The organism is Aeromonas sp. 600948 (assembly GCF_049174875.1).
Classification (GTDB): Bacteria; Pseudomonadota; Gammaproteobacteria; order Enterobacterales; family Aeromonadaceae; genus Aeromonas; species Aeromonas veronii_A.
The window spans coordinates 59,884-84,137 of sequence record NZ_JAAKTY010000012.1 but is presented as its reverse complement, the minus strand read 5'-3'; the positions used below and the strand labels follow the sequence as shown (position 1 = coordinate 84,137).

22 protein-coding genes are annotated in these 24,254 nt (G+C 56.5%); 4 read left to right on the top strand and 18 right to left on the bottom strand.

Annotated elements, in window-relative coordinates; translation table 11 throughout:
* Window positions 1–4: 4 nt before the first annotated feature.
* The 12 genes from fabZ to rpsB all read right to left on the bottom strand — a co-directional run bounded on the left by fabZ (window position 5) and on the right by rpsB (window position 12,150).
* Window positions 5–466 (bottom strand): 3-hydroxyacyl-ACP dehydratase FabZ, encoded by a 462-nt coding sequence (gene fabZ / locus G5182_RS12080; protein ID WP_184155768.1) that lies wholly within the window; start codon window positions 464–466, stop codon window positions 5–7.
* Between the two features lie 24 nt (window positions 467–490).
* A complete protein-coding gene (gene lpxD / locus G5182_RS12075; RefSeq protein ID WP_005338561.1) occupies window positions 491–1,510 on the bottom strand; it encodes a UDP-3-O-(3-hydroxymyristoyl)glucosamine N-acyltransferase in 1,020 nt (339 codons plus the stop codon).
* Between the two features lie 3 nt (window positions 1,511–1,513).
* Window positions 1,514–2,026: an OmpH family outer membrane protein gene (locus G5182_RS12070; protein ID WP_005338563.1), complete on the bottom strand. Its 513-nt coding sequence runs from the start codon at window positions 2,024–2,026 to the stop codon at window positions 1,514–1,516.
* 149 nt (window positions 2,027–2,175) lie between these two features.
* Window positions 2,176–4,707, bottom strand: a complete 2,532-nt coding sequence (gene bamA / locus G5182_RS12065; RefSeq protein WP_421254411.1) for an outer membrane protein assembly factor BamA — start codon at window positions 4,705–4,707, stop codon at window positions 2,176–2,178.
* A gap of 34 nt (window positions 4,708–4,741) precedes the next feature.
* Window positions 4,742–6,094: a sigma E protease regulator RseP gene (gene rseP, locus G5182_RS12060; RefSeq protein ID WP_266134120.1), complete on the bottom strand. Its 1,353-nt coding sequence runs from the start codon at window positions 6,092–6,094 to the stop codon at window positions 4,742–4,744.
* Window positions 6,094–7,290 carry a 1-deoxy-D-xylulose-5-phosphate reductoisomerase gene (gene ispC / locus G5182_RS12055; protein WP_005338569.1) on the bottom strand — a complete coding sequence of 399 codons (1,197 nt, stop codon included), beginning with the start codon at window positions 7,288–7,290 and terminating at the stop codon, window positions 6,094–6,096. The genes rseP and ispC overlap by 1 nt, the downstream gene beginning before the upstream one ends.
* Window positions 7,290–8,147: a phosphatidate cytidylyltransferase gene (locus G5182_RS12050; protein WP_421254410.1), complete on the bottom strand. Its 858-nt coding sequence runs from the start codon at window positions 8,145–8,147 to the stop codon at window positions 7,290–7,292. Before G5182_RS12050 ends, ispC begins: the two co-directional genes overlap by 1 nt.
* A 27-nt stretch (window positions 8,148–8,174) precedes the next feature.
* Complete coding sequence (gene uppS / locus G5182_RS12045; protein WP_216951881.1) at window positions 8,175–8,951, bottom strand: polyprenyl diphosphate synthase; 777 nt, start codon at window positions 8,949–8,951, stop codon at window positions 8,175–8,177.
* Window positions 8,952–9,023: 72 nt separating this feature from the next.
* Window positions 9,024–9,581, bottom strand: coding sequence for a ribosome recycling factor (frr, locus tag G5182_RS12040; protein WP_421172796.1), 558 nt, complete (start codon window positions 9,579–9,581; stop codon window positions 9,024–9,026).
* 48 nt (window positions 9,582–9,629) lie between these two features.
* A complete protein-coding gene (gene pyrH / locus G5182_RS12035) occupies window positions 9,630–10,364 on the bottom strand; it encodes a UMP kinase (RefSeq protein ID WP_005343782.1) in 735 nt (244 codons plus the stop codon).
* 71 nt (window positions 10,365–10,435) lie between these two features.
* Window positions 10,436–11,317, bottom strand: a complete 882-nt coding sequence (gene tsf / locus G5182_RS12030; RefSeq protein WP_005343781.1) for a translation elongation factor Ts — start codon at window positions 11,315–11,317, stop codon at window positions 10,436–10,438.
* A 104-nt stretch (window positions 11,318–11,421) separates the two neighbouring features.
* Entirely contained in the window at window positions 11,422–12,150 is a 729-nt protein-coding gene (gene rpsB / locus G5182_RS12025; RefSeq protein ID WP_204385178.1) for a 30S ribosomal protein S2, read from the bottom strand.
* A gap of 371 nt (window positions 12,151–12,521) precedes the next feature.
* Here rpsB and map point away from each other — a divergent pair, with 371 nt between their 5' ends.
* From map to G5182_RS12005, 4 genes are all read left to right on the top strand, one after another.
* Window positions 12,522–13,310, top strand: coding sequence for a type I methionyl aminopeptidase (gene map / locus G5182_RS12020; protein ID WP_021229216.1), 789 nt, complete (start codon window positions 12,522–12,524; stop codon window positions 13,308–13,310).
* Window positions 13,311–13,392: 82 nt separating this feature from the next.
* Window positions 13,393–16,041: a bifunctional uridylyltransferase/uridylyl-removing protein GlnD gene (gene glnD / locus G5182_RS12015; protein ID WP_421254409.1), complete on the top strand. Its 2,649-nt coding sequence runs from the start codon at window positions 13,393–13,395 to the stop codon at window positions 16,039–16,041.
* Window positions 16,042–16,215: 174 nt separating this feature from the next.
* Window positions 16,216–17,043 carry a 2,3,4,5-tetrahydropyridine-2,6-dicarboxylate N-succinyltransferase gene (gene dapD, locus G5182_RS12010; protein WP_245131536.1) on the top strand — a complete coding sequence of 276 codons (828 nt, stop codon included), beginning with the start codon at window positions 16,216–16,218 and terminating at the stop codon, window positions 17,041–17,043.
* A gap of 126 nt (window positions 17,044–17,169) precedes the next feature.
* On the top strand, window positions 17,170–17,553 hold the full coding sequence (locus tag G5182_RS12005) for a DUF3461 family protein (RefSeq protein ID WP_258720866.1): 384 nt from the start codon (window positions 17,170–17,172) through the stop codon (window positions 17,551–17,553).
* 268 nt (window positions 17,554–17,821) lie between these two features.
* Here G5182_RS12005 and ptsG read toward each other — a convergent pair whose 3' ends face one another.
* The 6 genes from ptsG to G5182_RS11975 form a co-directional block, all read right to left on the bottom strand.
* Window positions 17,822–19,252, bottom strand: coding sequence for a PTS glucose transporter subunit IIBC (gene ptsG, locus G5182_RS12000; RefSeq protein ID WP_005338586.1), 1,431 nt, complete (start codon window positions 19,250–19,252; stop codon window positions 17,822–17,824).
* Window positions 19,253–19,675: 423 nt separating this feature from the next.
* Window positions 19,676–20,647, bottom strand: a complete 972-nt coding sequence (locus G5182_RS11995; RefSeq protein WP_421254408.1) for a MalM family protein — start codon at window positions 20,645–20,647, stop codon at window positions 19,676–19,678.
* Between the two features lie 91 nt (window positions 20,648–20,738).
* Window positions 20,739–22,058, bottom strand: coding sequence for a maltoporin (locus G5182_RS11990; protein WP_302054505.1), 1,320 nt, complete (start codon window positions 22,056–22,058; stop codon window positions 20,739–20,741).
* A gap of 530 nt (window positions 22,059–22,588) precedes the next feature.
* Window positions 22,589–23,029, bottom strand: coding sequence for a flavodoxin (locus G5182_RS11985; RefSeq protein ID WP_201991790.1), 441 nt, complete (start codon window positions 23,027–23,029; stop codon window positions 22,589–22,591).
* A gap of 90 nt (window positions 23,030–23,119) precedes the next feature.
* Window positions 23,120–23,893, bottom strand: coding sequence for a tRNA pseudouridine(65) synthase TruC (gene truC / locus G5182_RS11980; RefSeq protein ID WP_019445213.1), 774 nt, complete (start codon window positions 23,891–23,893; stop codon window positions 23,120–23,122).
* A complete protein-coding gene (locus tag G5182_RS11975; RefSeq protein ID WP_005338596.1) occupies window positions 23,890–24,225 on the bottom strand; it encodes a YqcC family protein in 336 nt (111 codons plus the stop codon). Before G5182_RS11975 ends, truC begins: the two co-directional genes overlap by 4 nt.
* Window positions 24,226–24,254: the final 29 nt, after the last annotated feature.

Below are 24,254 nucleotides of genomic sequence, written 5' to 3'. Positions count from 1 at the left end.
TGTGTTAAACCTCGCGTTTGGCGCACATCAGCTCGGCGGTACAGACCACTTCACCGTCGACGGTAGCGACACCGGTGAACTTGGCAATACCGCGACGCTCTTTCAGGAACTCCACGTCGAGCACCAGTTGATCACCGGGGCCGACCGGACGCTTGAAGCGAGCGTTGTCGATTGAGGCAAAATAGTAGAGTTCATTGGGAGACGGTTTGCCCACCATGGTAAATGCCAGGATACCGGTGGCCTGTGCCATCGCTTCCAGGATCAGTACCCCTGGGAACACCGGCTTGGCCGGGAAGTGCCCCTGGAAGATCGGCTCGTTGAACGAGACGTTCTTGATGGCGCGCAGAGTTTTGCGCTCATCGCTGATCTCGTAGTTTTCCACCCGATCCACCATCAGGAACGGATAACGGTGGGGCAGCAGATCCATGATTTCCTGGATACCCAGGCTCTTCTTTTCAGTAGTCAAAACAGTACCCTATACCAATCGTGATTATTCTTGATCCAGCTTCTTCTCAAGCTTGCTTAACCGCTTGTGCATCTCTTCGATACGCATCACCCGGGCGGCGGTCTTGCGCCACTCTTTATTGGTTTGCAGAGGGATGCCGGAAGAGTAGACACCGGGCTCGGTAATGGGTCGCATCACCATGGCCATACCGGTAACGGTGGCCTGGTCGCAGATCTCCATATGCCCGTTAAAGACGGAAGCGCCGCCAATGATACAGTATTTGCCGACCTTGAGACTACCAGCCATCACGGTGGAACCCGCCACGGCGGTGCCGTAACCGATCTCCACGTTGTGGGCGATCTGGCACTGGTTGTCGATGATGACGTTGTCAGCGATGCGGGTATCTTCCAGCGCACCGCGGTCAATGGTGGTACAGGCACCGATCTCGACCCGGTTGCCAATGGTCACACCGCCGAGCTGGGGGATCTTGATCCACTCGCCACGCTCGTTGGCATAACCGAAACCATCGGCGCCGATCACTGTGCCGGATTGAACCAGACAGTCGGTGCCCATGGTCACATTGTGATAGAGGGTGACGTTGGCCCACAGCCGGGAGCGGGCTCCCAGCCGGGTATTTTTGCCAACAAAACAGCCCGGACCAATGCGTACATCGTCACCCAGCACGACGCCGGATTCGATCACTGCATTGGCGCCGATGGCCACTCTCTCGCCCAGTTGCACGTCAGCCGCGATAACGGCGCTCGGATGGATATCCGTGGCCGGCTGCGGGGTGGTGTCCAGCAGTTGGGCTACCCGGGCAAAGCCCACATAGGGGTCTTTGAGCACCAGGGCATTGGTGGGACAAAATGGCAGATCCGCTTCGGTAATGAGCACGGCGGTCGCCTTGCTCTGCTCCAGATAGTGCCGGTACTTCTTGTTGGACAGGAAGGTAATATCCCCCTCCCCGGCCTTTTCCAGTGTCGCTACCTTGCGGATTTCCAGGGTTCCGTCGCCATGGACCTGGGCCCCCAGTTGCTGGGCCAGCTGTGCGAGAGTGAATGCCATCAATTAGTTGCTCTTGCTTACCTGAGAAATAACCTGGCCGGAGATGTCCAGCTTGCTGGCGGCATACGGGGCGGCATTGCGCTCCAGCACCAGATCGTAACCATTGCTCTTGGCGATGGAATCGATGGCAGCCTGCACCTTGGTCAGGATCTTGTTGCGCTCTTCGGACTGACGGCGGCCGTTGTCCTGCTCAAAGGCTTGACGCTTCTGGTTGAACTCCATCTGCAGCTTGGCCAGCTTCTCCTGGTTCTGCTTCTTCTGCTCGGCGCTCATGAAGGCTTCATCCTTGCGGAACTTCTCGACCAGCTTCTGGCCTTCCTGTTCCAGCTTCTGCAGCTCACGCATGCGCGGCTCGAATTCACCTTTCAGCTTGGCTGCAACGGCTTCACGCTGGGGCAGCTTTTGGAAGACTTCGCCCATATCCACCACGGCGATCTTGGTCTCAGCGAAGGCAGAACCCATGCCGGCAGCCATCAGTGCAAAGCTCAAACCAGCTACTTTCAACGCTTTATTCACACTTACTCCTTGTTCCCTCATGGCGAGGGCTACCTGATTTACCCGATTATGCAAGCGGCGTTAGGACCGTCTTGTTACCTGGTGAGGCACGCATACCGCGCGTCCCATCATTGAAGACCCCCACCGCATGGGTGGGGGCGAAACTCTGCTTAGAAAGTACGACCGATGTTGAAGGAGAAGAACTCGGTGCGATCCCCTTCATATTTCTTGATCGGCTTGGCCAAGGCGAACACCAGCGGCCCCATCGGCGAGAGCCACTGCAGGGAGACACCGGCAGAGACCCGGATATTGCCCGGGTTGGAGTAGTCCTGGCTCAGATAGTTGCAATCAGAACCGGCGGCGCAAGGATATGCTCCGTTGGCAAAATCGGTGCTCCAGACGGTACCTGCGTCCATAAAGACGGTGGAACGGATCTGCGGACGATAGGTCTCGGAGACGAACGGGGTCGGGAAGACCAGCTCCAGTGAAGCGACGGCCAGAGCGTTACCACCCACCGAGGTGTCGGAACCTTCGTAGTAGCCAGTTTCACACGGCTGAGAACCCGTGCAACTACCAGCACCCGGCTTGTTGTAGGTCTTGTAGATCGCCTTGGGACCAATGGTATTGCTCTTGAAACCACGCACCGTATCGAAACCACCGGCATAGTAGTTCTCGAAGAACGGCAGCATGGAGTCATCGCCATAGCCGTTACCGTAGGAGACACGACCCTTGCCGATCATTACCCAACTGTGATCCGCATCGAGCGGGAAGTAGTGGGCATCTTCGGCAGAGAGCTTGTAGTACTGCAGCTCCATGCCCGGCACGGTCACCTTGGCGTTGATACGCTGACGATCGCCAGAAGTCGGGAACATCCCCTTGTTCAGGGTAGAGCGGGTCCAGCCAGCGGTGACATCAACGGTCACAAAGTCGAGGTTGGAACCATCCTGTGAGTAAGCATTCCAGAACTGATCCATCTGTACCGACTGGCGGTTATCATTCCACTGATCCCAGCAGTAGGTATTGCCATCAGTATCCGGATTGTCCTTCAGACACTCCTGATAGTTCTGGGCATTGAATGACGGACGGCTCAGCTTGGTGCTCTCGATACCGGTACTGAAGTCGAGACGGTTGAACTCGTTGACCGGGAAGCCGCTGGAGAGACGGAAACCGATGGTTTCGTTCTCGTAATCGACGATATCGGCATCATCGGCGCGGAACTGGTTGTAGTAGACCCGACCACCCAGGCTGACACCATCCACGGTGAAGTAGGGGTCGTTGTAGCTCAGGTCAACGTTCTTGGAGTAGTCGTTGGTGCTGGCATTGATGGAGACCTTTTTACCGGTACCCATAAAGTTGTCCTGGGAGATCCCCGCCTGCAGGCTCAGACCCGACTCGGTACCGTAACCGATACCGGCATTGATGGAACCCGCTGGCTGCTCCTTGACCTTGAAGTCGAGGTCAACCAGGTCATCGTTGCCCGGCACCCGTTTGGTGTCCACTTCAACGCTCTCGAAGTAGCCAAGGCGGTTGAGACGGCTCTTGGACTGCTCGATATTGTCGGAGGAGAGCCAGGTGCCTTCCATCTGGCGCATCTCGCGACGCAACACCTGATCTTCGGTGGTTGCGTTACCGCTGAAGTTGATGTTGCGCACATAGACACGGGGGCCCGGCTCAACGTTGACGATCAGCTCCACTTCCTTGGTCTTGTCATTGACCTTCGGGAAGGTGACCACTTTCGGATAGGCATAACCGTAACGGCCGAGGAACTTGGAGAGCACCTCTTCGGTATGAGTCACCTGACTGGCAGAGTAGGTGCTGCCGGCAGCAATCGGGATCAATCCCTTCATCTCGCCACTGCGATCGATCAGGTCACCCTTGAGCTGGACGCCGGAGACCTTGTACTGATCCCCTTCCTTGATGTTGAGCGTGACGTAGACGCCCTTCTTGTCGGGGGTCATGGAGACCTGGGTAGACTCCTGCTGGAAGCGGATATAGCCGCGGTCCATGTAGTAGGAGCGCAGGGTCTCGATATCACCGGCCAGTTTCTGCTTCTGATAGCGCTGATCGGCGGTGAAGTTCCACCAGGGCACTTCGTCGCGCAGGGAGAGCTGGGCAATCAGCTTCTCTTCAGGGAAGACGCTGTTGCCGACGATGTTGATCTGCTGGATCTTGGCCGCTTCCCCTTCCACGAAGGTGAACTTGAGGTCGACCCGGTTGCGCGGCAACGGGGTGACGATGGCCTTGACCTTGGCGGAGTATTTACCCACGCCATAGTAGAAATCTTCCAGTCCCTTCTCGAGGGAAGTGAGTACGGTGCGATCCAGCGGATCACCCACACGAATACCGGAGGACTCCAGACTCTGGGTCAGTTGCTCCTCTTTGATATCCTTGTTGCCGGCAAACTCGATGCTGGAGATGGTTGGACGCTCCTTGACCATCACCTGCAGCACCTGGCCATCACGGTAAACCTTCACATCCTCGAAGTTACCCGAGGCATAGAGCTTTTTGATGGCGCTGGCCAGAGCCACGGAGTCGACGGTATCACCGACCCGGATCGGCAGGTTCAACAGTGCGGCACCCAGGGTCACCCGTTGCAGACCTTCGACCTGGATATCTTGCACCACAAAAGAGGCAGGGGCCGCCTGGGCCAGGAAACTGGCACCCAGCAGGCAACTCAACACCAATGCTTTTTTAACAGCCATTTTGTTCTTATGTGTCCTTGTTGATGCTCTGGCCTCAGAGGCGAGCGAAATCGTTAAACAGCGCAATGCCCATCAATAACATCAGAATGGCGGCACCGATCCTGAAACCCACTTCCTGTATTTTCTCTGATACCGGCTTGCCGGTGACCGCTTCGATCAGGAAATAGACCAGATGGCCACCATCAAGCACCGGCAGGGGGAACAGATTGATAATCCCCAGATTGACGCTGATCAGCGCCAGAAAACTCAAGAAATAGACCAGACCATAGTCGGCACTGCTGCCGGCGCCCTTGGCAATGGAGATGGGGCCACTCAGGTTGTCCAGCGACACGATGCCACCAATCAACTTGCCAATCATGTCAAAGGTGAGCGTGATCAGGCTCCAGGTTTTGTCCGCGCCATGCCACAGCGCCTGCAAAGGCCCATACTGTAACAGAATTCGATATTCATCCGGTAATGGAACCAGTTGCGGTGAGAGACCGACGAATCCCACCAGCTTGCCCTGCACCTTGCGGCTATCCGGGGTCAGGGTCACGTTGAGATCACTGTTGTTGCGCTCAACCACCACTTGAAGGGGTTCGCCCGGTGCCTGCTGCACCAGTTCGACAAACTGGGCCCACGCGGTAATAGGCTGATCGCCGACCTGTTTGATACGGTCACCGACCTGCAGCCCCGCCTTTTCACTGGCACTCTTGGCCACCACTGCAGCCACGACTGGCAGCACTTTGCCACTCAGGGGGACGATCCCCAAGCTGCCGATAGGCGACTCTTTATCCGGATCGAAGGTCCAGCCGGTCAGCGACAAGGTTTTATCGGTGGCATAGCTGGTATTGGGTGCCTGCACCTTGAGAGTCACTGCATCATCACCCAGATGACTTATAAGAGCGTAGGTGACGCTCTCCCAGTCACCGGTCAGCTCATCGCCGACCCCGACAATCTCCATCCCGGGCAGCACACCCGCCTCGGCCACGATGGATGCCGGACGCACTTCACCGATCACCGGCTTGACGCTCGGCACCCCGATGATAAACATCAGCCAGAGGGCAAACAGGGCAAAGACGAAGTTGGCCATGGGACCTGCGGCGACAATCGCCATCCGCGCCCAGACACTCTTGTGGTTGAAGGCATACTGCTCGTCACCGGGCTTGAGTTCATCGACCCGGCCATCGAGCATCTTGACGTAACCACCGAGCGGGATCAGCGCCAGCACATATTCGGTGCCATCTTTACCCATCCGGCGCCAGATCGCCTTGCCAAAACCGATGGAGAAGCGCTCAACCTTGACGCCACAACGACGGGCCACCCAGAAGTGACCAAACTCGTGCACCGCGACCAGCAGGCCCAGCGCAACAACAAAAGCACCGATATTCCACAACACACCGCCCATCAGCCAAGCTCCTCAATCAAAGTGTGAGCACGGGCTCTTGCCGCACCGTCCAGGGCAAACAGATCATCGAGCGAGCCGACGGCGCTGCTCTCCAGCGCCAGCATCACTGCCTCGTTGATCCGGGCAATATCCATAAAACCGATGCGCCCGGCCAGGAAGGCGGCAACCGCCTCCTCGTTGGCCGCATTGAGCGCAGTGGTCGCCGCTTGTCCCTTCTGGCAGGCATTGATGGCCAGCGCCAGACAGGGGTAGCGATCATAATCAGGCCGGATAAAGCTGAACTCTCCGACACTGAAGAAATCCAAAGGTTCCACACTGGAGGGGATGCGATTGGGATAAGCCAGCGCATGGGCGATGGGGGTACACATATCCGGATTGCCAAGCTGGGCCAGCACGGAGCCATCCTTATACTGCACCATGGAGTGGATCACCGACTGCGGGTGGATCACCACCTGGATCTGCTCGGGCGCCGCATTGAACAACCAGCGCGCCTCGATGTACTCCAGCCCCTTGTTGATCATGGTGGCGGAGTCGACCGAAATCTTGGCCCCCATCGACCAGTTGGGATGAGCGATGGCCTGCGCCGGCGTCACCTTCGCCAGCTCGCTGATCTCGGTGTAACGGAACGGACCGCCGGAACCGGTCAGCAAAATCTTGCTGATCCCCGCCGCCGCCAGATCGCAAAAACCGGGCTGGCGCTGCACGGCAGTCGGCAGACACTGGAAGATCGCATTGTGTTCGCTGTCGATGGGTAGCAGCTCGGCGCCATGCTCGCGCACGGCCTCCATGAAGAAAGCACCGGACATCACCAGCGCCTCCTTGTTGGCCAGCAAAATACGCTTTCCGGCACGAACCGCAGCCATGGTCGGGGCCAGTCCGGCCGCCCCCACAATGGCGGCCATCACGCTATGGGCGTCGGGGTGAGCGGCAACCTCGCAGAGGGCTGCTGCACCAGACATGACCCGGGTCGCACTGCCGTGCGCTTTCAGACGGGCAGCCAGTTCACGGGCGGCATCCTCATCGACCATCACGGCAAAACGGGGGGAGAATTCGAGGCAGTCCCGCAACATGGCATCCACGTTGCGGGCGGCGGTCAACGCCAATACTTGCCAACTGCCCGGGTTATGGCGCAGCACTTTCAAGGTACTCTGACCAATGGAGCCAGAGGCCCCCAGAATAACCAGTGACTTGTGCATCAAAACTCCTGACTGAGTAGCAGATAACTGAGCAGAAACACCGGCAGGGCGGCGGTCAGGCTGTCGATCCGGTCGAGAATGCCGCCATGACCCGGCAACAGGGTGCCGGAGTCCTTGATGCCCGCCTCGCGCTTGAACATGCTTTCGGTCAGATCGCCGAGTACGGAGGCTAGCACCGCCAGCAGAGAGCAAAACAGCACGGTGATCATCTTGGCAGGAACAAATCCCATCGACCAGGTGACGCCGATGGCCAGCAGGCTGGCGGTAAAGAGCCCACCGCACATCCCTTCAATGGTTTTGCCCGGACTGACGGCCGGTGCCAGCTTGTGTTTACCAAACGCCCTGCCAAAAAAATACGCGCCAGAATCTGCCGCCCAGACCAGCCCCATGACGAAGAGCAGGATCCAGGCTCCCATCATGGGGTCATGGTAAAAGTTGTAACCACGAATGGCGACCAGCGACCAGAAGAAGGGAACCAGGGTCACCAGACCAAACAGGGACTTGAGCCAGATTGACTCCTTCCACAGCTTGGCGCTCTGGGGATAGCGCAGCACCAGCAGCAGACCCAGCAGCCACCAGCTTACCGCGGTCCAGAGCACGCCCATCACCAGCGGATGCAGATGGGGAGTCCAGAGCTGCTCCACCGGCAACCAGAACAGGCTTGCCCCGAGCAACAGGCAGAATACGATGGGTAACCATTGTTGCGGGGCGGCAGAGACAAAGCCGCTCCATTCACGGCTGGCCAGCAAAAAGACCAGCGCAGCCAACAGGGCAAAAAACTTCAATGGCAGAAAGAAAAGCGCCCCCAATACCAGGGGGATCAACATCAAAGCAGTAATAATTCGTTGTTTTAGCAAAAGAAACCTCTCTCTTGGGAGCGGGGTTTAGCCGGTCTGCTGCTCGGCGATCAATTCCCGGATCTGTTCACCCGTGCAGCCGAAGCGGCGTTCGCGGGCAACAAAGGAGGCAACGGCCTCACTGAACTCGGCCTCGTTGAAATCGGGCCACAACACCGGGGTAAAGTAGAGCTCGGCATAGGCGAGCTGCCATAATACAAAGTTGCTGATGCGATGGTCACCACCGGTGCGGATCAGGAGGTCCACCGGCGGCAGGTCGGCCATACACACTTCGCGACCAAGCATGGATTCATCGATGTCATCGGCGGCCAGTTCACCGGCAACAACCGCGCGGGCCAGCTTGCGAGCCGCCTGAGCGATATCCCACTGGCCGCCATAGTTGGCCGCAATATTCAGGGTCAATCCCTTGTTATTGGCGGTCAAGGCTTCCGCCTTGGCGATTTTGGCCTGCAACCGATCACTGAAGCGAGCGGTATCGCCAATCACCCTGAGCCGGATCCCGTGACTGTGAAGTTTGTTCACCTCGCGGCCCAGCACGGTAATGAACAGCTCCATCAAGGCGCTGACTTCCCCTTCCGGACGACGCCAGTTTTCGCTGGAGAATGCAAACAGGGTCAATGCCTCGATCTTGGCTCGCGCAGCAAAGGTAACGGCCTCGCGCACTGACTTGACGCCCGCCTTGTGGCCATAAACCCGCATCTTGCCTCGGTTCTGGGCCCAGCGACCGTTACCATCCATGATGATGGCGACGTGACGGGGTAAAGACGAGTTGGCACAATCACCCAACGCAGCCAAAAGCGACATGGTTTTCTCCCACAAAGACAAAAGCGCCGTGCAGGGGCACTACACGGCGCTCGTAATATACCTTTCAGACGGTTAGATTTCCATTAGCTCCTTCTCCTTTACGGCAAGGGCCTCATCGACCAGCTTGATGTAGGAGTCAGTCAGTTTCTGGATCTCTTCCTGGGCGCGACGGTCGTCGTCTTCGGAGATCTCTTTGTCCTTCAGCAGCGCTTTCAGGTCGGCGTTGGCATCGCGGCGAATGTTGCGCACGGCAACACGGGCGTTTTCCGCTTCGGCACGGACGATCTTGGTCAGGTCGCGACGGCGCTCTTCGGTCAGCGGCGGCAGCGGCACGCGCAGGGTCTGGCCATTGCTGGAGGGGTTCAGGCCCAGATCGGAGGTCAGGATCGCCTTCTCTACCGCCTGGATCATGGAGCGGTCAAAAATGGAGATGGAGAGGGTGCGAGCATCTTCTGCCACGACGTTGGCCAACTGTTTCAGCGGAGTGGCAGCACCGTAATACTCAACCTGGATGCCGTCGAGCAGGCTCGGGTGAGCACGGCCAGTACGGATCTTGGACATCTGGGTCTTGAGTGATTCGACACTCTTGCCCATACGCTCCTTGGCGTCGTTTTTAATCTCGTTGATCACAGCGGTTTTCCTTTTGGCGAACGAGCCGCCATGCGGCTCGCATCTATATTATTTGCTGACGTAATGGATCAGGGTACCTTCCGGCTCACCCATGATAACCCGGCGCAAAGCGCCCGGCTTGTTCATGTTGAACACCCGGATCGGCAGATCATGGTCACGTGCCAGAGTAAAAGCAGCAAGATCCATCACCTTGAGCTCTTTTTCAAGAACTTCATCATAACTCAATTCATGGTACAGCACGGCATCCGGATTCTTGACTGGATCTTCGTTGTATACACCATCAACCTTGGTGGCCTTGAGCACTACATCGGCTTCGATCTCGATCCCGCGCAGGCAAGCCGCAGAATCGGTAGTGAAGAAGGGGTTGCCAGTACCGGCAGAGAAGATCACCACTTTGCCTGCACGCAGCTGGCTGATTGCCTCGGCCCAGCTGTAGGAATCACAAACCCCTTGCAGGGAAATGGCAGACATCAGACGGGCATTCACATAAGCACGATGCAGAGCATCACGCATGGCCAGACCGTTCATCACGGTTGCCAGCATACCCATGTGGTCGCCCACCACGCGGTTCATGCCCGCCTTGGCAAGACCGGCACCACGGAACAGGTTGCCGCCACCGATGACCAGACCGACCTGAACACCCAGCTCAACCAGCTCTTTGATCTCTTGGGCCATCCGCTCCAGCACTGCCGGATCAATGCCGAAACCCTCGGATCCTTGCAGGGCTTCACCACTCAACTTCAGAAGAACACGTCTGTATGCAGGTTTGGGATTGGTACTCATGTCACTGATTCCTGGTCATATAAAGACCGCGACATAAGTCGCGGTCTGGGGAAACGGAAAAACCGGTTCGATTAGGCCTTTTGAGCGGCCGCGATTTGGGCTGCAACTTCAGCAGCGAAATCGGTCTCTTGCTTCTCGATGCCTTCGCCCACTTCGAAACGGGTGAAGGAGACAACGTCAGCGCCTTCTTTCTTCAGCAGCTCGGCAACAGTCATGGAAGGATCTTTCACGAACGGCTGACCAGTCAGGGAAACCTCACCGGTGAACTTCTTCATGCGACCTTCAACCATCTTCTCGGCGATCTCTTTCGGCTTGCCGGAGTTGATGGCGATGTCGATCTGGATTTCGCGCTCTTTGGCAACGACTTCAGCAGATACATCTTCAGGCTTGACGAATTGCGGGCTGTTGGCTGCAACGTGCATGGCCAGATCTTTGGCCAGTTCGTCGGAACCACCGGTCAGCTTGGTGATAACACCGATGCGGGAACCGTGAACGTAGGTGCCCAGGTTGTCACCTTCAACCAGCATCACGCGACGCAGGTTCATGTTCTCACCGATCTTGGCGATCAGGTTGGTGATGGTCAGCTCTACGGATTCGCCGTTGCCAAAATCAGCGGCTTTCAGCGCATCAACGTCTGCGATCTTCTGGGTAGCTGCGATCTCGACGATCTTCTGACCCATGGCCAGGAAACCGGCATCCTTGGAAACGAAGTCAGTCTCGCAGTTCAGCTCGATCATGACGGCAACGTTGCCTTCGGTACGGGCGAAAATCACACCTTCAGCGGCGATACGGCCAGCTTTCTTGGCGGCTTTGGCCTGACCGGATTTACGCATGTTCTCGATGGCCAGCTCGATATCGCCGTTGGCCTCTTCCAGTGCTTTTTTGCAATCCATCATGCCAGCGGCGGTGCGCTCGCGCAGTTCTTTTACCAGGGCGGCAGAAATGTTTGCCATGTCCAGTATCCTCGGTCTTGAATTGACAAGAAACAGGGGCCACAAGGGCCCCTGCTAACCAATTACATCAGCTTGGTTAATAAGGGCTTTGCAGACCTTATCAATTACTCAGCTTCAACGAAGCCATCTTGTTCGGCTTGAACAACGATGTCCTGCTCGCGAGCTTCCAGTACGGTGTCAGCAGCAGCATTCAGGTACAGCTGTACGGCACGGATAGCGTCGTCGTTACCCGGGATGACGTAATCAACGCCGTCCGGGTTGGAGTTGGTATCAACGATGGAAACTACCGGGATACCCAGGTTGTTGGCTTCTTTGATAGCGATGTGCTCGTGGTCGGCATCGACAACGAACAGAACGTCAGGCAGGCCGCCCATGTTCTTGATACCACCCAGGCTCTTCTCCAGCTTTTCCATTTCGCGAGTACGCATCAGCGCCTCTTTCTTGGTCAGCTTCTCGAAGGTACCGTCCTGGCTCTGGGTTTCCAGATCTTTCAGGCGCTTGATGGACTGACGAACGGTTTTCCAGTTGGTCAACATGCCGCCCAGCCAGCGGTGGTTAACATAGAACTGGTCGCAACGCTCAGCGGCTTCTTTTACGGCTTCAGACGCGGCACGCTTGGTACCTACGAACAGTACCTTGCCTTTCTTGGCAGCTACGGAGCTGATGAAGTTCATGGCATCGTCAAACATCGGAACGGTTTTTTCCAGGTTGATGATGTGAACTTTGCTGCGGGCACCGAAGATGTAGGATTTCATTTTCGGGTTCCAGTAACGAGTCTGGTGACCGAAGTGAACGCCGGCTTGCAGCATGTCGCGCATAGAAACTTTAGCCATTTTATACCTCTATATTGGGGTTAGGCCTCCACACATCCCATATAACCGACCCGTTAAGGCACCCCGGCATATGTGTCGATGTGTGTGTGTTGTTTAAGTAAGGGTGATGAAATCGGGACGCAAGTTCCCCATTCCGGCGCGCTTTATACCATAACTTTGTTCAGGACACCACCGGCCGACACCCTAAACAGGTGTAAATATGGATCCCGCCAGAAGATGCTGCGACGCTGATTTGACGTTGTGATGACAATCACACTGGAAGTACGCGGGGGTTGCGGATAAAATTTTGCCCTGATTGCAAACGCATCTATTTTTCATTACCTGTCCTGTCTGCCTTCGCAGGCCCAGCGGCAGGCCGCAAGAGAGATCCCATGTCCATTAAAATCAAGACACCGGAAGAGATTGAAAAGATGCGCGTTGCCGGCCAATTGGCCGCCGATGTGCTGGTCATGATTGCGCCCCATGTCAAAGCTGGCGTCACCACTGACGAACTGAACACCCTCTGCCACGACTATATTGTCGACGTACAACAGGCGGTTCCAGCTCCGCTCAACTACCACGGCTTCCCCAAATCCATCTGCACCTCGGTGAACGATGTGATCTGCCACGGTATCCCGAATCACAAGAAGCTGCGCGATGGCGACATCATCAACCTGGATATCACCGTCATCAAGGATGGCTACCACGGCGATACCTCGGCCATGTTCATCGTGGGTGAAACCACCCCGCTGCGCCGCCAGCTCTGCAAGGTTGCGCAAGAGAGCCTCTACGCTGCCATCAAGAAGGTGCGCCCGGGTGCCTGCATCACCGAGATTGGCGCAGTGATCCAGCCCATCGTCGAGAAGGCCGGTTTCTCCGTAGTGCGTGACTACTGCGGTCACGGCATCGGCGCCGAGTTCCACGAAGAGCCGCAGATCCTCCACTACCGCAACAGTGGCAAGCTGGAGCTGAAAGCGGGCATGTGCTTCACCATCGAGCCGATGGTCAACAGCAAGAAGTATCACTGCAAGGTCAATCCGAAGGATGGCTGGACCGTGACCACCAAGGATGGCGGCGACTCCGCCCAGTGGGAACACACCCTGCTGGTGACCGATGATGGCTGCGAGGTGCTCACCCTGCGCCCCGATGACACTATCGACCGCTTCATCAAACACAGCTAACATCGAACCCCGGCCCTTGTTAAAAGCGCCGGGGTTTTTACTTCTGTTTCAGCCGTTTGCCTGCCACTGTGTGTGAGATGCCATGGACGCCAGCCTGCTTTCCCCCCATTTGTTACCCGATGACCAGCTCACTCGCGACAACTGCAAAGAGTACCTGAGCCGCTTTCTCGGCTGGCTGCACGCCCGTTTCGATGCCGGTGACAACATCATCGAGCTGGTTGCCACCCGCTCCGAATACATGGATCAGCTGCTCTGCCGGCTGTGGCAGAAGTTCAGCTTTGACAAGAGCGATTTGACCCTGATCGCGGTAGGGGGCTATGGCCGTGGCGAGCTGCACCCCCACTCCGACATCGACCTGCTGATCCTCTATGATGGCGACGAACTGGACGAGGTGTTGGGACTGCGCATCGGCGAGTTCATCACCTTGCTGTGGGATCTCAAGCTGGAGGTGGGTCAGGCGGTGCGCAACGTGGCGGAGTGCCTCGAGCAGGGGCGCGCCGATATTACGGTAGCAACCAACCTCATCGAGGCCCGCTACATCACAGGTCGCCAAGAGGGCTTCCAGCAGCTCAAGGAGGCCACCGGCCCCCAGTACTTCTGGCCGAGCGAAGCCTTCTTTCGCGCCAAGCGCCAGGAGCAGGCGGAGCGTCATCAGCAGTTTCTCGGCACAGCCTACAAGCTGGAGCCGGATCTCAAGAGCAATCCGGGCGGCCTGCGGGATATTCAAACCCTCGCCTGGGTCGCCCGCCGCCACTTCGGCGCCACTACCTTGTTCGAGATGACCAGCCACGGCTTTCTCAACCGCGCCGAGTATCGTGAGCTGCTCGACTGCCAGAATTTTCTCTGGAAGGTGCGTTTCGCCCTGCACATGGCCATCAACAAGGGGGATAACCGCCTGCTGTTCGATCGCCAGCGCACCGTGGCCCAGATGTTGGGGTTCGAAGGGGAAGGCAACACTCCGGTCGAGCAGATGATGAAGCGCTTCTACCAGACGGTGCGGCGGGTCTCCGAGCTCAACGAGATGCTGCTGCAGCTGTTTGACGAAGCGATCCTCGGCAACACCGCCATGGATGTGCGCCGCCTCTCCGACGAGTTCCAGCTCCGTGGCCGCCTCATCGATGCGGTGGATGCGGAGCTGTTTAGCCGTGAACCGGCCGCTATCCTGCGCCTCTTCTATCAGATGGCCCAACACCCCGAGATTGCGGGTATCCACTCGGCCACCCTGCGCCAACTGCGCGAGGCGCGCCGCAAACTCAACTGCTGGTTGCAGGACTTGCCTGACTGCCGTCGCCTCTTTATGGCACTGCTGCGCCACCCCAACGGCATCGGCCTGCCGCTCACCCTGATGCACAAATACGGCATCCTCGCCGCCTATCTGCCGCAGTGGAACCTCATCGTCGGCCAGATGCAGTTCGACATGTTCCACGCCTACACGGTGGATGAGCACACCCATCGGCTACTCAAGAACATTCACCAGTTTCCCAATCCGGCCAGTCGCCAGAGCCACCCGCTCTGCCACGAGGTCTTCACCCGGCTGCGCAAACCGGAGCTGCTCAGCATCGCCGCCCTGTTCCACGACATAGCCAAGGGACGGCGCGGCGATCACTCGGAACTCGGCGCCGTCGATGCGCTGGAGTTCTGCCAGCTGCACGGTCTGGATCGCTACGAGAGCCGACTGGTCGCCTGGCTGGTGCGCCACCATCTGCTGATGTCGGTCACCGCCCAGCGCCGCGATATCTACGATCCCGACGTGGTCACCGACTTTGCCCAGAAGGTGCGCGACGAGCAGCATCTCGACCTGCTCTACTGCCTTACCGTGGCCGATATCTGCGCCACCAATGACACCCTGTGGAACGACTGGAAGGGCACCCTGCTGCGGGAGCTCTACTTCGCCACCCAGAAGGCGCTGCGCCAGGGGTTGGAGAACCCGCCCGACATGCGGCTGCGCATTCGCGAAAACCAGCGTCAGGCCAAGCAACTGCTGGCGCAACGGGATGTATCGGAAGAGGCAATCAACCTGCTCTGGGCCGATTTCAAGGCCGACTACTTCCTGCGTCACAGCCCGGAGCAGATCGCCTGGCACTGCCGCCACATCATTGAGCATGGTGACAATCCGGCTCCGCTGGTGATCATCGGCAAACACCCTACCCGCGGCGGCAGCGAGGTGTTTATCTACTGCCGCGATACCCCGAATCTGTTTGCCACCGTGGCCTCGGCGCTGGATCAGAAGAACCTCAACATCCACGACGCCCAGATCATGAACTCGCGCAGCAACTATGTGCTCGATACCTTCGTGGTGCTGGAGCCGAGCGGCGAACCCATCAGCCCCAACCGCACCGCCACCATCAAGAAGGCGCTGGAGAAGGCGCTTCAGGAGCCGGGCAAGCTGGTGCTGCGCAACAAGCCGCTGTCGCGGCGCCACCGCCAGTTCAGCGTGCCGACCCGGGTGGTCTTCCTGCCCCGCTCTTCGCCCACTAAAGGGGAGAGCCGTCACACCCTGATGGAGCTGACTGCCCTCGATACTCCCGGCCTGCTGGCGCGGATCGGTGCCGTTTTCCAGCAGTGTGGACTGTCGCTGCACGCCGCCAAAATTGCCACTTTCGGTGAGAGGGTCGAGGACTTTTTCAGCCTGACCAGCCTCGATGGCGAGCCATTGACCGCCGAGCAGCAAAAACAGCTCGAAGAGCGACTGGTACACCAGCTCAATCCCCAGCAGTCGGTACTTGATTAAGCGAAGAGTGATTCGAAAGAGGCTGATTGTCGGGCGTTTTTTGCCATACCAAACAATTGGTTGGCGCACACCGGATGAAGAAATGGCCGCTGGCTGGAAGAATTCCGGTCAACCCCTTAAAAACAGTCGGAAAAGTGTGATACAACAAACAGAATTTTTTAAAGGAAACCTGTCATGACCGAGTTGCAACAGATCATTGAAGCGGCCTTCGAGCGCCGCGACACCATTACTCCGGGCTCCGTGGATAGCGCCACCAAGTCCGCCATCCTGCAAGCCATCGACCTGCTGGACTCCGGCAAGGGGCGGGTTGCCGAGAAGATCGCCGGTGAGTGGGTTGTCCATCAGTGGTTGAAGAAAGCGGTACTGCTCTACTTCCGCATCAACGACAACGGCATCATCAAGGGCGACGATGCCCAGTACTACGACAAGGTTCCCCTCAAGTTCTCCAACTACACCGCCGAGCAGTTCAAGGAAGCGGGTGTGCGCGTGGTGCCGCCGGCAACAGCCCGCAAAGGCTCTTTTATCGCCCCCAATACCGTGCTGATGCCCTCCTATGTCAACATCGGCGCCTTCGTTGACGAAGGTACCATGGTCGATACCTGGGCCACTGTCGGCTCTTGCGCCCAGATCGGTAAGAACGTCCACCTCTCCGGCGGCGTCGGCATCGGCGGCGTACTGGAACCGCTGCAGGCCAACCCGACCATCATCGAAGACAACTGCTTTATCGGTGCCCGCTCCGAAGTGGTTGAAGGGGTCATCGTCGAGGAAGGTTCCGTCATCTCCATGGGCGTCTTTATCGGCCAGTCCACCCGCATCTATGACCGTGAAACCGGCGAAATCCACTACGGCCGCGTACCGGCTGGCTCCGTAGTCGTCTCCGGCTCCCTGCCCTCCAAGTGCGGCAAATACAGCCTCTACGCGGCGGTGATCGTCAAGAAGGTGGATGCCAAGACCCGTGCCAAAGTCGGCATCAACGCCCTGCTGCGCTCCATCGACGAGTAATCAGCATTGCTGTGATGAAAGGGCGCCTGATGGCGCCCTTTTCATTTTGGCGCCCCTGTCACAGGCAAGCCATGAGGCATCGGTTAAGATGGATGGGACAGGATCGTTTCAAACCGAGGAAGCCTGATGTACGAGAATCTGAAGAGCCTGGGGATCCAGGATCCCACCTCAGTGGACAGCTATACCCTGCGCCAGGAGGCCAACCACGACATCCTCAAGATCTACTTCAAAAAGCAGAAGGGCGAGTTCTTCGCCAAGAGTGTCAAATTCAAGTATCCCCGCCAGCGCAAGACCATGCTGGTCGACTCCGGTACCCATGAGTACAAGGATGTCACCGAGATCAACGCCAACCTCAAGTATGTGGTGGATGAGCTGGACAACCTGACCCAGGGCGTTCATCAGCAGGCCGACCCGGACATCAAGCAGAAGATCCTGCGCGACCTGCGCCATCTGGAAAAAGTGGTGCAGAACAAGATCAGCGAAATCGAGCGGGATCTGGAGAAACTCTAACCCCCCCGACTCGACAAAAGAGCGCACAGGTGGCGCTCTTTTTATTGGCTGACTTTATATGGGTTTATCTGGTGATGACGTGCGATAAGGCGCCGCGAGGCACACCAGCAGTTGTGCCGACAGAGGGCATCCCGTTACATATCGCCCCTTGGGCAACGAGACTCCTGCCGAGATCGATCTACAGCGACTCGCACGCTCCATAACCACAAATAGCAAGAGGGAGGCTTTCGCCTCCCTCTTAAAACACGCTGATATTCAGGCAACAGAATTAGTTGCTCTTCATCCAGATGTCCATGTCGGTTTTCAGGTTGTCGGACTTGGTACCGAAGATGGCTTGAACGCCGGAACCAGCCACTACCACACCGGCAGCACCCAGTTTCTTCAGACCAGCCTGGTCAACTTTGGCAACATCTTTCACGCCAACACGCAGACGGGTGATGCAGGCATCCAGAGAAGCGATGTTCTCTTTACCACCGAAGGCGGCAACCAGAGCAGCAGACATCTCGTCTTTGCCTTGGCCAACGGCCTCTTCAGCAGTCTCGTCTTCACGACCCGGGGTTTTCAGGTTCATGGCACGGATAACGAAGCTGAATACGACGTAGTAGATGGCCGCGTAAACCAGACCCAGACCTACCAGCAGCAGCATGTTGTCGGCACGCGGCGATTGCACCACGAAGTCGATGAAGCCGTTGGAGAAGGTGTGACCGTGTACGATACCCAGAGAGTTGGTCAGCACATAAGCCAGACCAGCCAGTACAGCGTGGATTGCGTACAGAACCGGAGCGATGAACAGGAAGGAGAATTCAATCGGCTCGGTGATACCGGTCAGGAAAGAGGTCAGGGCAGCAGAGGCCATGATACCAACGATCTTGGCACGGTTTTCCGGCTTGGCAGCGTGAGCGATGGCGAATGCAGCAGCAGGCAGACCGAACATTTTGAACAGATAGCCACCAGCCAGCTGACCGAAGCCGTTACCGGCAGCGCGGGACGCGTCATCAGCAGTCAGGAAGCAGGTCATGATACCGTGAACAGTCTCACCGGCACCGTTGACACAGGTACCAGCCTGATAGAAGAACGGTACGTTCCAGATGTGGTGCAGACCGAACGGGATCAGGGAGCGCTCAACCACGCCGTAGATACCGAAGGCCAGTACCGGGTTCTGGTTGGCGGCCCAGTCAGAGAAGGCACCGATAGCACCACCCACTGGCGGCCAAATCACGGACAGGATCACACCCAGACCGATGGAGAGGAAACCGGTAATGATGGGTACGGCACGCTTGCCCGCGAAGAAGCCCAGATACTCTGGCAGCTGGATCTTGTAGAAACGGTTGAAGGCCCAGGCAGCGATACCACCGGCCAGGATACCACCCAGCACGCCGGTTTCGATGGTTTCAACACCCATCACAGGCGCCATGACCTTCAGGGTGGCGACCATGATGCCGTAGCCAACGATGGCTGACAGGCCGGATACGCCGTCGTTATTGGTAAAGCCCAGAGCAACACCCACTGCAAACAGCAGGGCCATCTGGCCAAATACGGAACCACCGGCTTGCTCCATCAATTGGGAGACAATTTCCGGCATCCAGCTGAAGTGGGCAGCACCCACCCCCAGCAGAATACCTGCGACTGGCAAGACTGATACTGGCAGCATCAGCGCCTTACCAACCTTTTGCAGATTAGAGAAAGCATTTTTGAACATTGTGTGCGCTCCTGAATGGATTGTCGTCCCTGAACGATCTATCTGGATGAAATAAGCACTAATTCATTCAGATATCTTCGAGTCGGGCTTGTTTATTTTGACCATCAGAATATAACCCAGCAGGTCATAAATTGCTGCTTTCGAAGGCGGGGGAATATTGAATTTGGAGGGAAGATCACAACTTGTTTAGCGGCTAAAAAACGCCTCTAATATGAGTTAATAATCCGCATTATTACTTTATTACAAAGACATATAAATAGCAGTTTCACTTTGTATTTTAATAATGCTATTTACATCGAAAAGAAACCAATTGTAACCAAGCGTAACGGAGTTACTTTTATTTATTACAGTCTACCGATTAAAAAGGCCTCCAACAAGGGAGGCCTCAACAAATATATCTGACCAGCAAACGGTCGTATTACTCTATTTTTGCGAGCGCTTGACCGCATCAATAAACACGCTTTTTGCCTTGGTTGAACCGGCCCGCTCGGCCTCGTTCACCAGCTTCATCGCCTTGTCGATATCCCCCGCCTTGACCGCTTTTTCGATCTGGCTCTGGTAGAAGGCTTCTGTTTCACTCAGCATGGCAGGAGCAGGTTTGGCTGCGACCGCAGCTGTTGCAGTTGTGGTAACGGCTGCAGTCGTCGCTATCGCGGCAACCTGCTGACCCTGGCTCATGGCCACCTTATCGGCATATTCGGGTTTGAATACCGCATCAAGACCACTTCCACGGGCCATATCTTTGACTTTGATCTGCACCAAACCCCAAGGGGAGTGCGGGATCACCGGATCCTTGATATCAGGCTCAACGGTACCATTAGCACGAGCAAACGCTTTTGATGGATGAAGGATTGTTGTGCTGCCAGAGAGTTGGTCCGCAGGCGCATAGACGATCATGTATGTTTCGCTGGCCGGGTTGCCAGGCATGCTGCGGTCAACAAAGAGACGCCCTTCGATACGGTCGTTATCGAGCAGGTGAGCAGGCTGATAACTGAATACAGACTCACCCAGTACGCGAGTCACCTTGAACTCGGCATCCAGCATAATGACTTTGGGCACCATCACGGTTTTGCTCACCTGTGATGCCAGGCTAATCGCCAGATTACCGGTGTTGGCCGGCAGGCGATAAGCCGCAAAGTAACTCATCCCCTCATCAAACTGAAAAGTGGGTTGCTTGCCATCGATGGCCAGCAAGGTCTCACCTTCAGGCAAGGGGGCATAACTGAAATCTTTAAACGCCACACAGCAGCTGGAGGCTTTGGCCAACGCTTGCTTGGCTTGATCTGCATCGCTCAAGATAGAGCCATGTTCTTGCAGAGGAACAACCATGTTGCCGGCACAACCGGTTAATAGCGCAGTGATTACGGCTGCAATAGACATCTTTACCCGTTTCATTTTTCTTATCTCCATAATCCGGTGGCCGTGATCCGGCGAAACAAAACTGCCCCCATAAGGGGGCAGTCACTAACTTAACTTAAACTTTTGCTTACCACCAAGCTTCTGCTTGCACACCAAACTGGTAGGTGTCTTTGGAGGTATTGCCTTCGAAGACTTTCTTGTCTTCGTCGTTAGCCAGGTAGGAGGCGAACACACGGATTTCCGGACGGGCCCAGAAGCTGGAACCAGCAGACCAGGCTTGAGCCAGGGTCAGCTTGTAGCCGGCATCTTTGTCTTCGCTGCCATTGGTGGACTTGTTGTTGTCCTTGAAGTAACCGCCTTCAAAGATGGTCTTGTTGAAGTCATCCCACTTGTACATCGGGCGAACAACAACAGACATGGTTTCCCACTTGTCGTTGCCGTCCCACATTTCGTTGCCTACACCGTAAACCAGCTGGTGACCCATCTCCCAGGAGTTGCCCATCGGAACAACGCCCCAGTTGATGATACGGAAACCGTCAGCACCGTCTTTGGCTTCAGCGCCGTACCAGGAACCATCGCCATAGAAAGCCATGGTCTTGGAGTAACCTTCGGTACCGTATTGCAGCACGGTTTTGTTGAAACCACCGAGGATGCCAGCGGTCAGTTCAGCAGTCAGCATCACGCCATCTTGCGGATTCTTTTTCAGTGCTTTCTGATCGTTGGTCTCATTGACCAGAGCATAGTCAACGCCCAGTTCCAAGGACGCATCGGTCCACAGCGGGATGCCGGCATAACGCAGATCCAAGGTGTTAACGTTCAGATCTTCATTCTTCTGATAGGTCGGGTTACCGTTGCCATCCACTCCGGTTTGGGTGTACTGGCCAAACACATCGGCAGCGCTGCGATCGTTGCGTACCCATGCGAAAGAAACTTTACCCGGACCAGCCTGGATGCCTTCGATACCAGCACCGGCACCGGAGATGTTCCAGTAGTAGAAGTCGGAGATGTGGATGTCATGGCGTTGATAGTAACGCTTACCAGCCCACAGGGTTGCTTCAGGAGCAAAGTTCAGCAAGCCTTTGGCTTGTACGTTGAACTGACGCAGAGCGAAGTCGGAATCACCATTGCACTGCTTGGCATCGAAGTTACAAACAGTACCGGTACCTTCCCAGTCGTTTGAACCGTTGGAAGCCATGGCAAACATGGAATCAACATAGAAAGTCTTGCCATCTTTGTTGAATACTTCCTGACCCAGTTGCACTTCACCGTAGGTATCATTTTCGTTACCAAGACGGCCAACTTTATTGACGTTGTATTTAACCATGTCGCCGTCGCCGGAAACACCGACGCCGGAGCGGAAATAACCGTGGAAATCTACGGCAAAGGCGGCTTGGGAAGCCAGGGCGGCAGTAACAGCTGCTGCAATCGGGAGCCACTTCATTTTCATTGTCATATTCCTTATTTCCCGCAGTGAGGAGTGTGATCCTGAATATTCAACTTCTTATCACCATGTAATCCTGTCGGTGATAACCGAGGTTGATTATAGGGAGCGTATTTCACGACAAATATGAAGCGACTCACAAAATGGCGACAAATCGCTCGGCAAACGATCGCCACAACAACAACAAGTAAAAAAGCCATTAACCGCGCAATTAAAATCCGAAAAAAAAGAAAAACACACAACAACAGCAACCATGAAAGCGTTATCATTAATTAATTCGCGATAGAACCAAAGTCATTATTTTGTAGTTAGATGACAAAAACATGACTGAGATCGCTTTCAAGATGGAACTTTTATTTGGATGACGGGTCTGCGGTGCGCGTGAAACCATTACGGCAATGGAATGCTAAAAGGGGAAAATACCCCTCCGCCATCAGGGGAAATATGCGTTGCAGAGTGAGATGGTTTTTGTGCAAATAACAATCCCCTGCGACTTAAGGCTCAGGGGATTGATATGGCTCTATTTCAGAGAATATTCAGGGCTGAATATCCCACTTTTTCAGCCAGCTGAGTGCTACCTGTTCGGGTTCATCGTGCACGGTGGCATCCAGCTCCAGCGGGGGCATCACTCGCGTGGCCCCCAACTCTTGCAGCAATCCGTCCAGCCGACGGCCCGCGCCACAAAAATGGTCATAGCTGCTGTCCCCCATGGCAATCAGGGCATAACGCAATCCCTTGAGCCAAGGTGCCTTGTCGGCCAGCTCGCTGGCAAAAGGCTGCAGATTGGGTGGAATATCCCCCTGCCCGGTGGTGGCACTGACCAGCAATAAAAAACGGCCGGGGTCGATGTCCGCCAGCCGTGCTTCTTCGTGCAGAGAACAGTGATGCCCATTGCGTTCCAGCTCATCTGCCAAGGTCTCGGCCACCAACATGGCTGCGCCATAGACAGTTCCTACCACGATATCGATCTGCGCCATTCTCCTCTCCCTGTTTGAGTCACTCTTTTGAGCAACTCTATCAGCAAGCTGGCGTCAGATGCTACCGGTTCAGGGCTGAGGAGCAGGCGCTTAGTAGTCGCTCTCGCTGGCGGGCCAGCCCAGCTCGGCAAACAGGCGCAGCACATCCTGACCGAGCGGAGCCTGGATCCGCATTGGCACCTTGAGCACCGGATGGGTAAAGCTCAGGGTGCGGGCCACCAGCAGCAGCCGCTCGCAACCAAAGTGCTCGCGGAAGAAGCGGTTATGGCGGCCATCGCCGTGGGTGGTGTCGCCCACAATCGGGTGGAACAGATGATCCATATGGCGGCGTAGCTGATGCTTGCGGCCGGTCTTCGGGAACAATCGGACCAGACTGTAACGACTGGTGGGATGCTTCTTGGAGACCGCGTGGGGCAGCTCGACCTGATGCAGGCGCCGGAAAGTGGTGACGGCATCCTGCGCGGGACGATCCGGGTTGCTCATGGCATCGGCAATCTTGTCCAGCTGCTCCTTGAGGGGATAGTCGATCACCCCCTGCTCGGGCGCCCAGCCACGCACCAATGCCAGATACTCCTTGTGCACCTGACGCTGGGTAAAGGCTTCGGTCAGCGCGCGGGCAATCACCGGATCGAGCGCAAACAGCAGCACGCCTGAGGTGGGACGGTCGAGGCGATGCACCGGATAGACATGGCGACCACCGATGAGATCCCGGGTCATCTGCATGGCAAAACGGGTCTCGCCCTTGTCGAGCCAGCTGCGGTGCACCAGCAGACCGGACGGCTTGTTGACCGCCACCAGCCACTCATCCTGATAGAGCAGGGTCAGCTTCAGGTCACTCTCTTCTCGAGTTTGCGCAGGCATCATTGTTCGATCACTTTGCCGGAAAGCAGCAGATCGAAGCGGGCGATCAGGCGCAGCAGCGCTTCTGCCTCGGCCAGATCTTCTTTGTAGACTTCGCTGGCCATGGGATAGAGGGAAACGCTAGTTGGCAGCGGAGCCTGCAACATCACCAGCTGCTCCATGCGCGGGATCAGCACGAACTGCAGCCACTGATCAAAGCTCAGGGTATCGACACAAAAAGGCAGGGTGCTTGCCAGGGCTTCGTCACCGGGATGGTCAGCTTGCCAGCGCTCAAGGCGCTGCAACTCGGCGGTGAGTTCCCCCAACAGGCCAGCTACCAGCAAATATTGATTCATCTCGCTCTCTTCCTTATAACCACAGATTG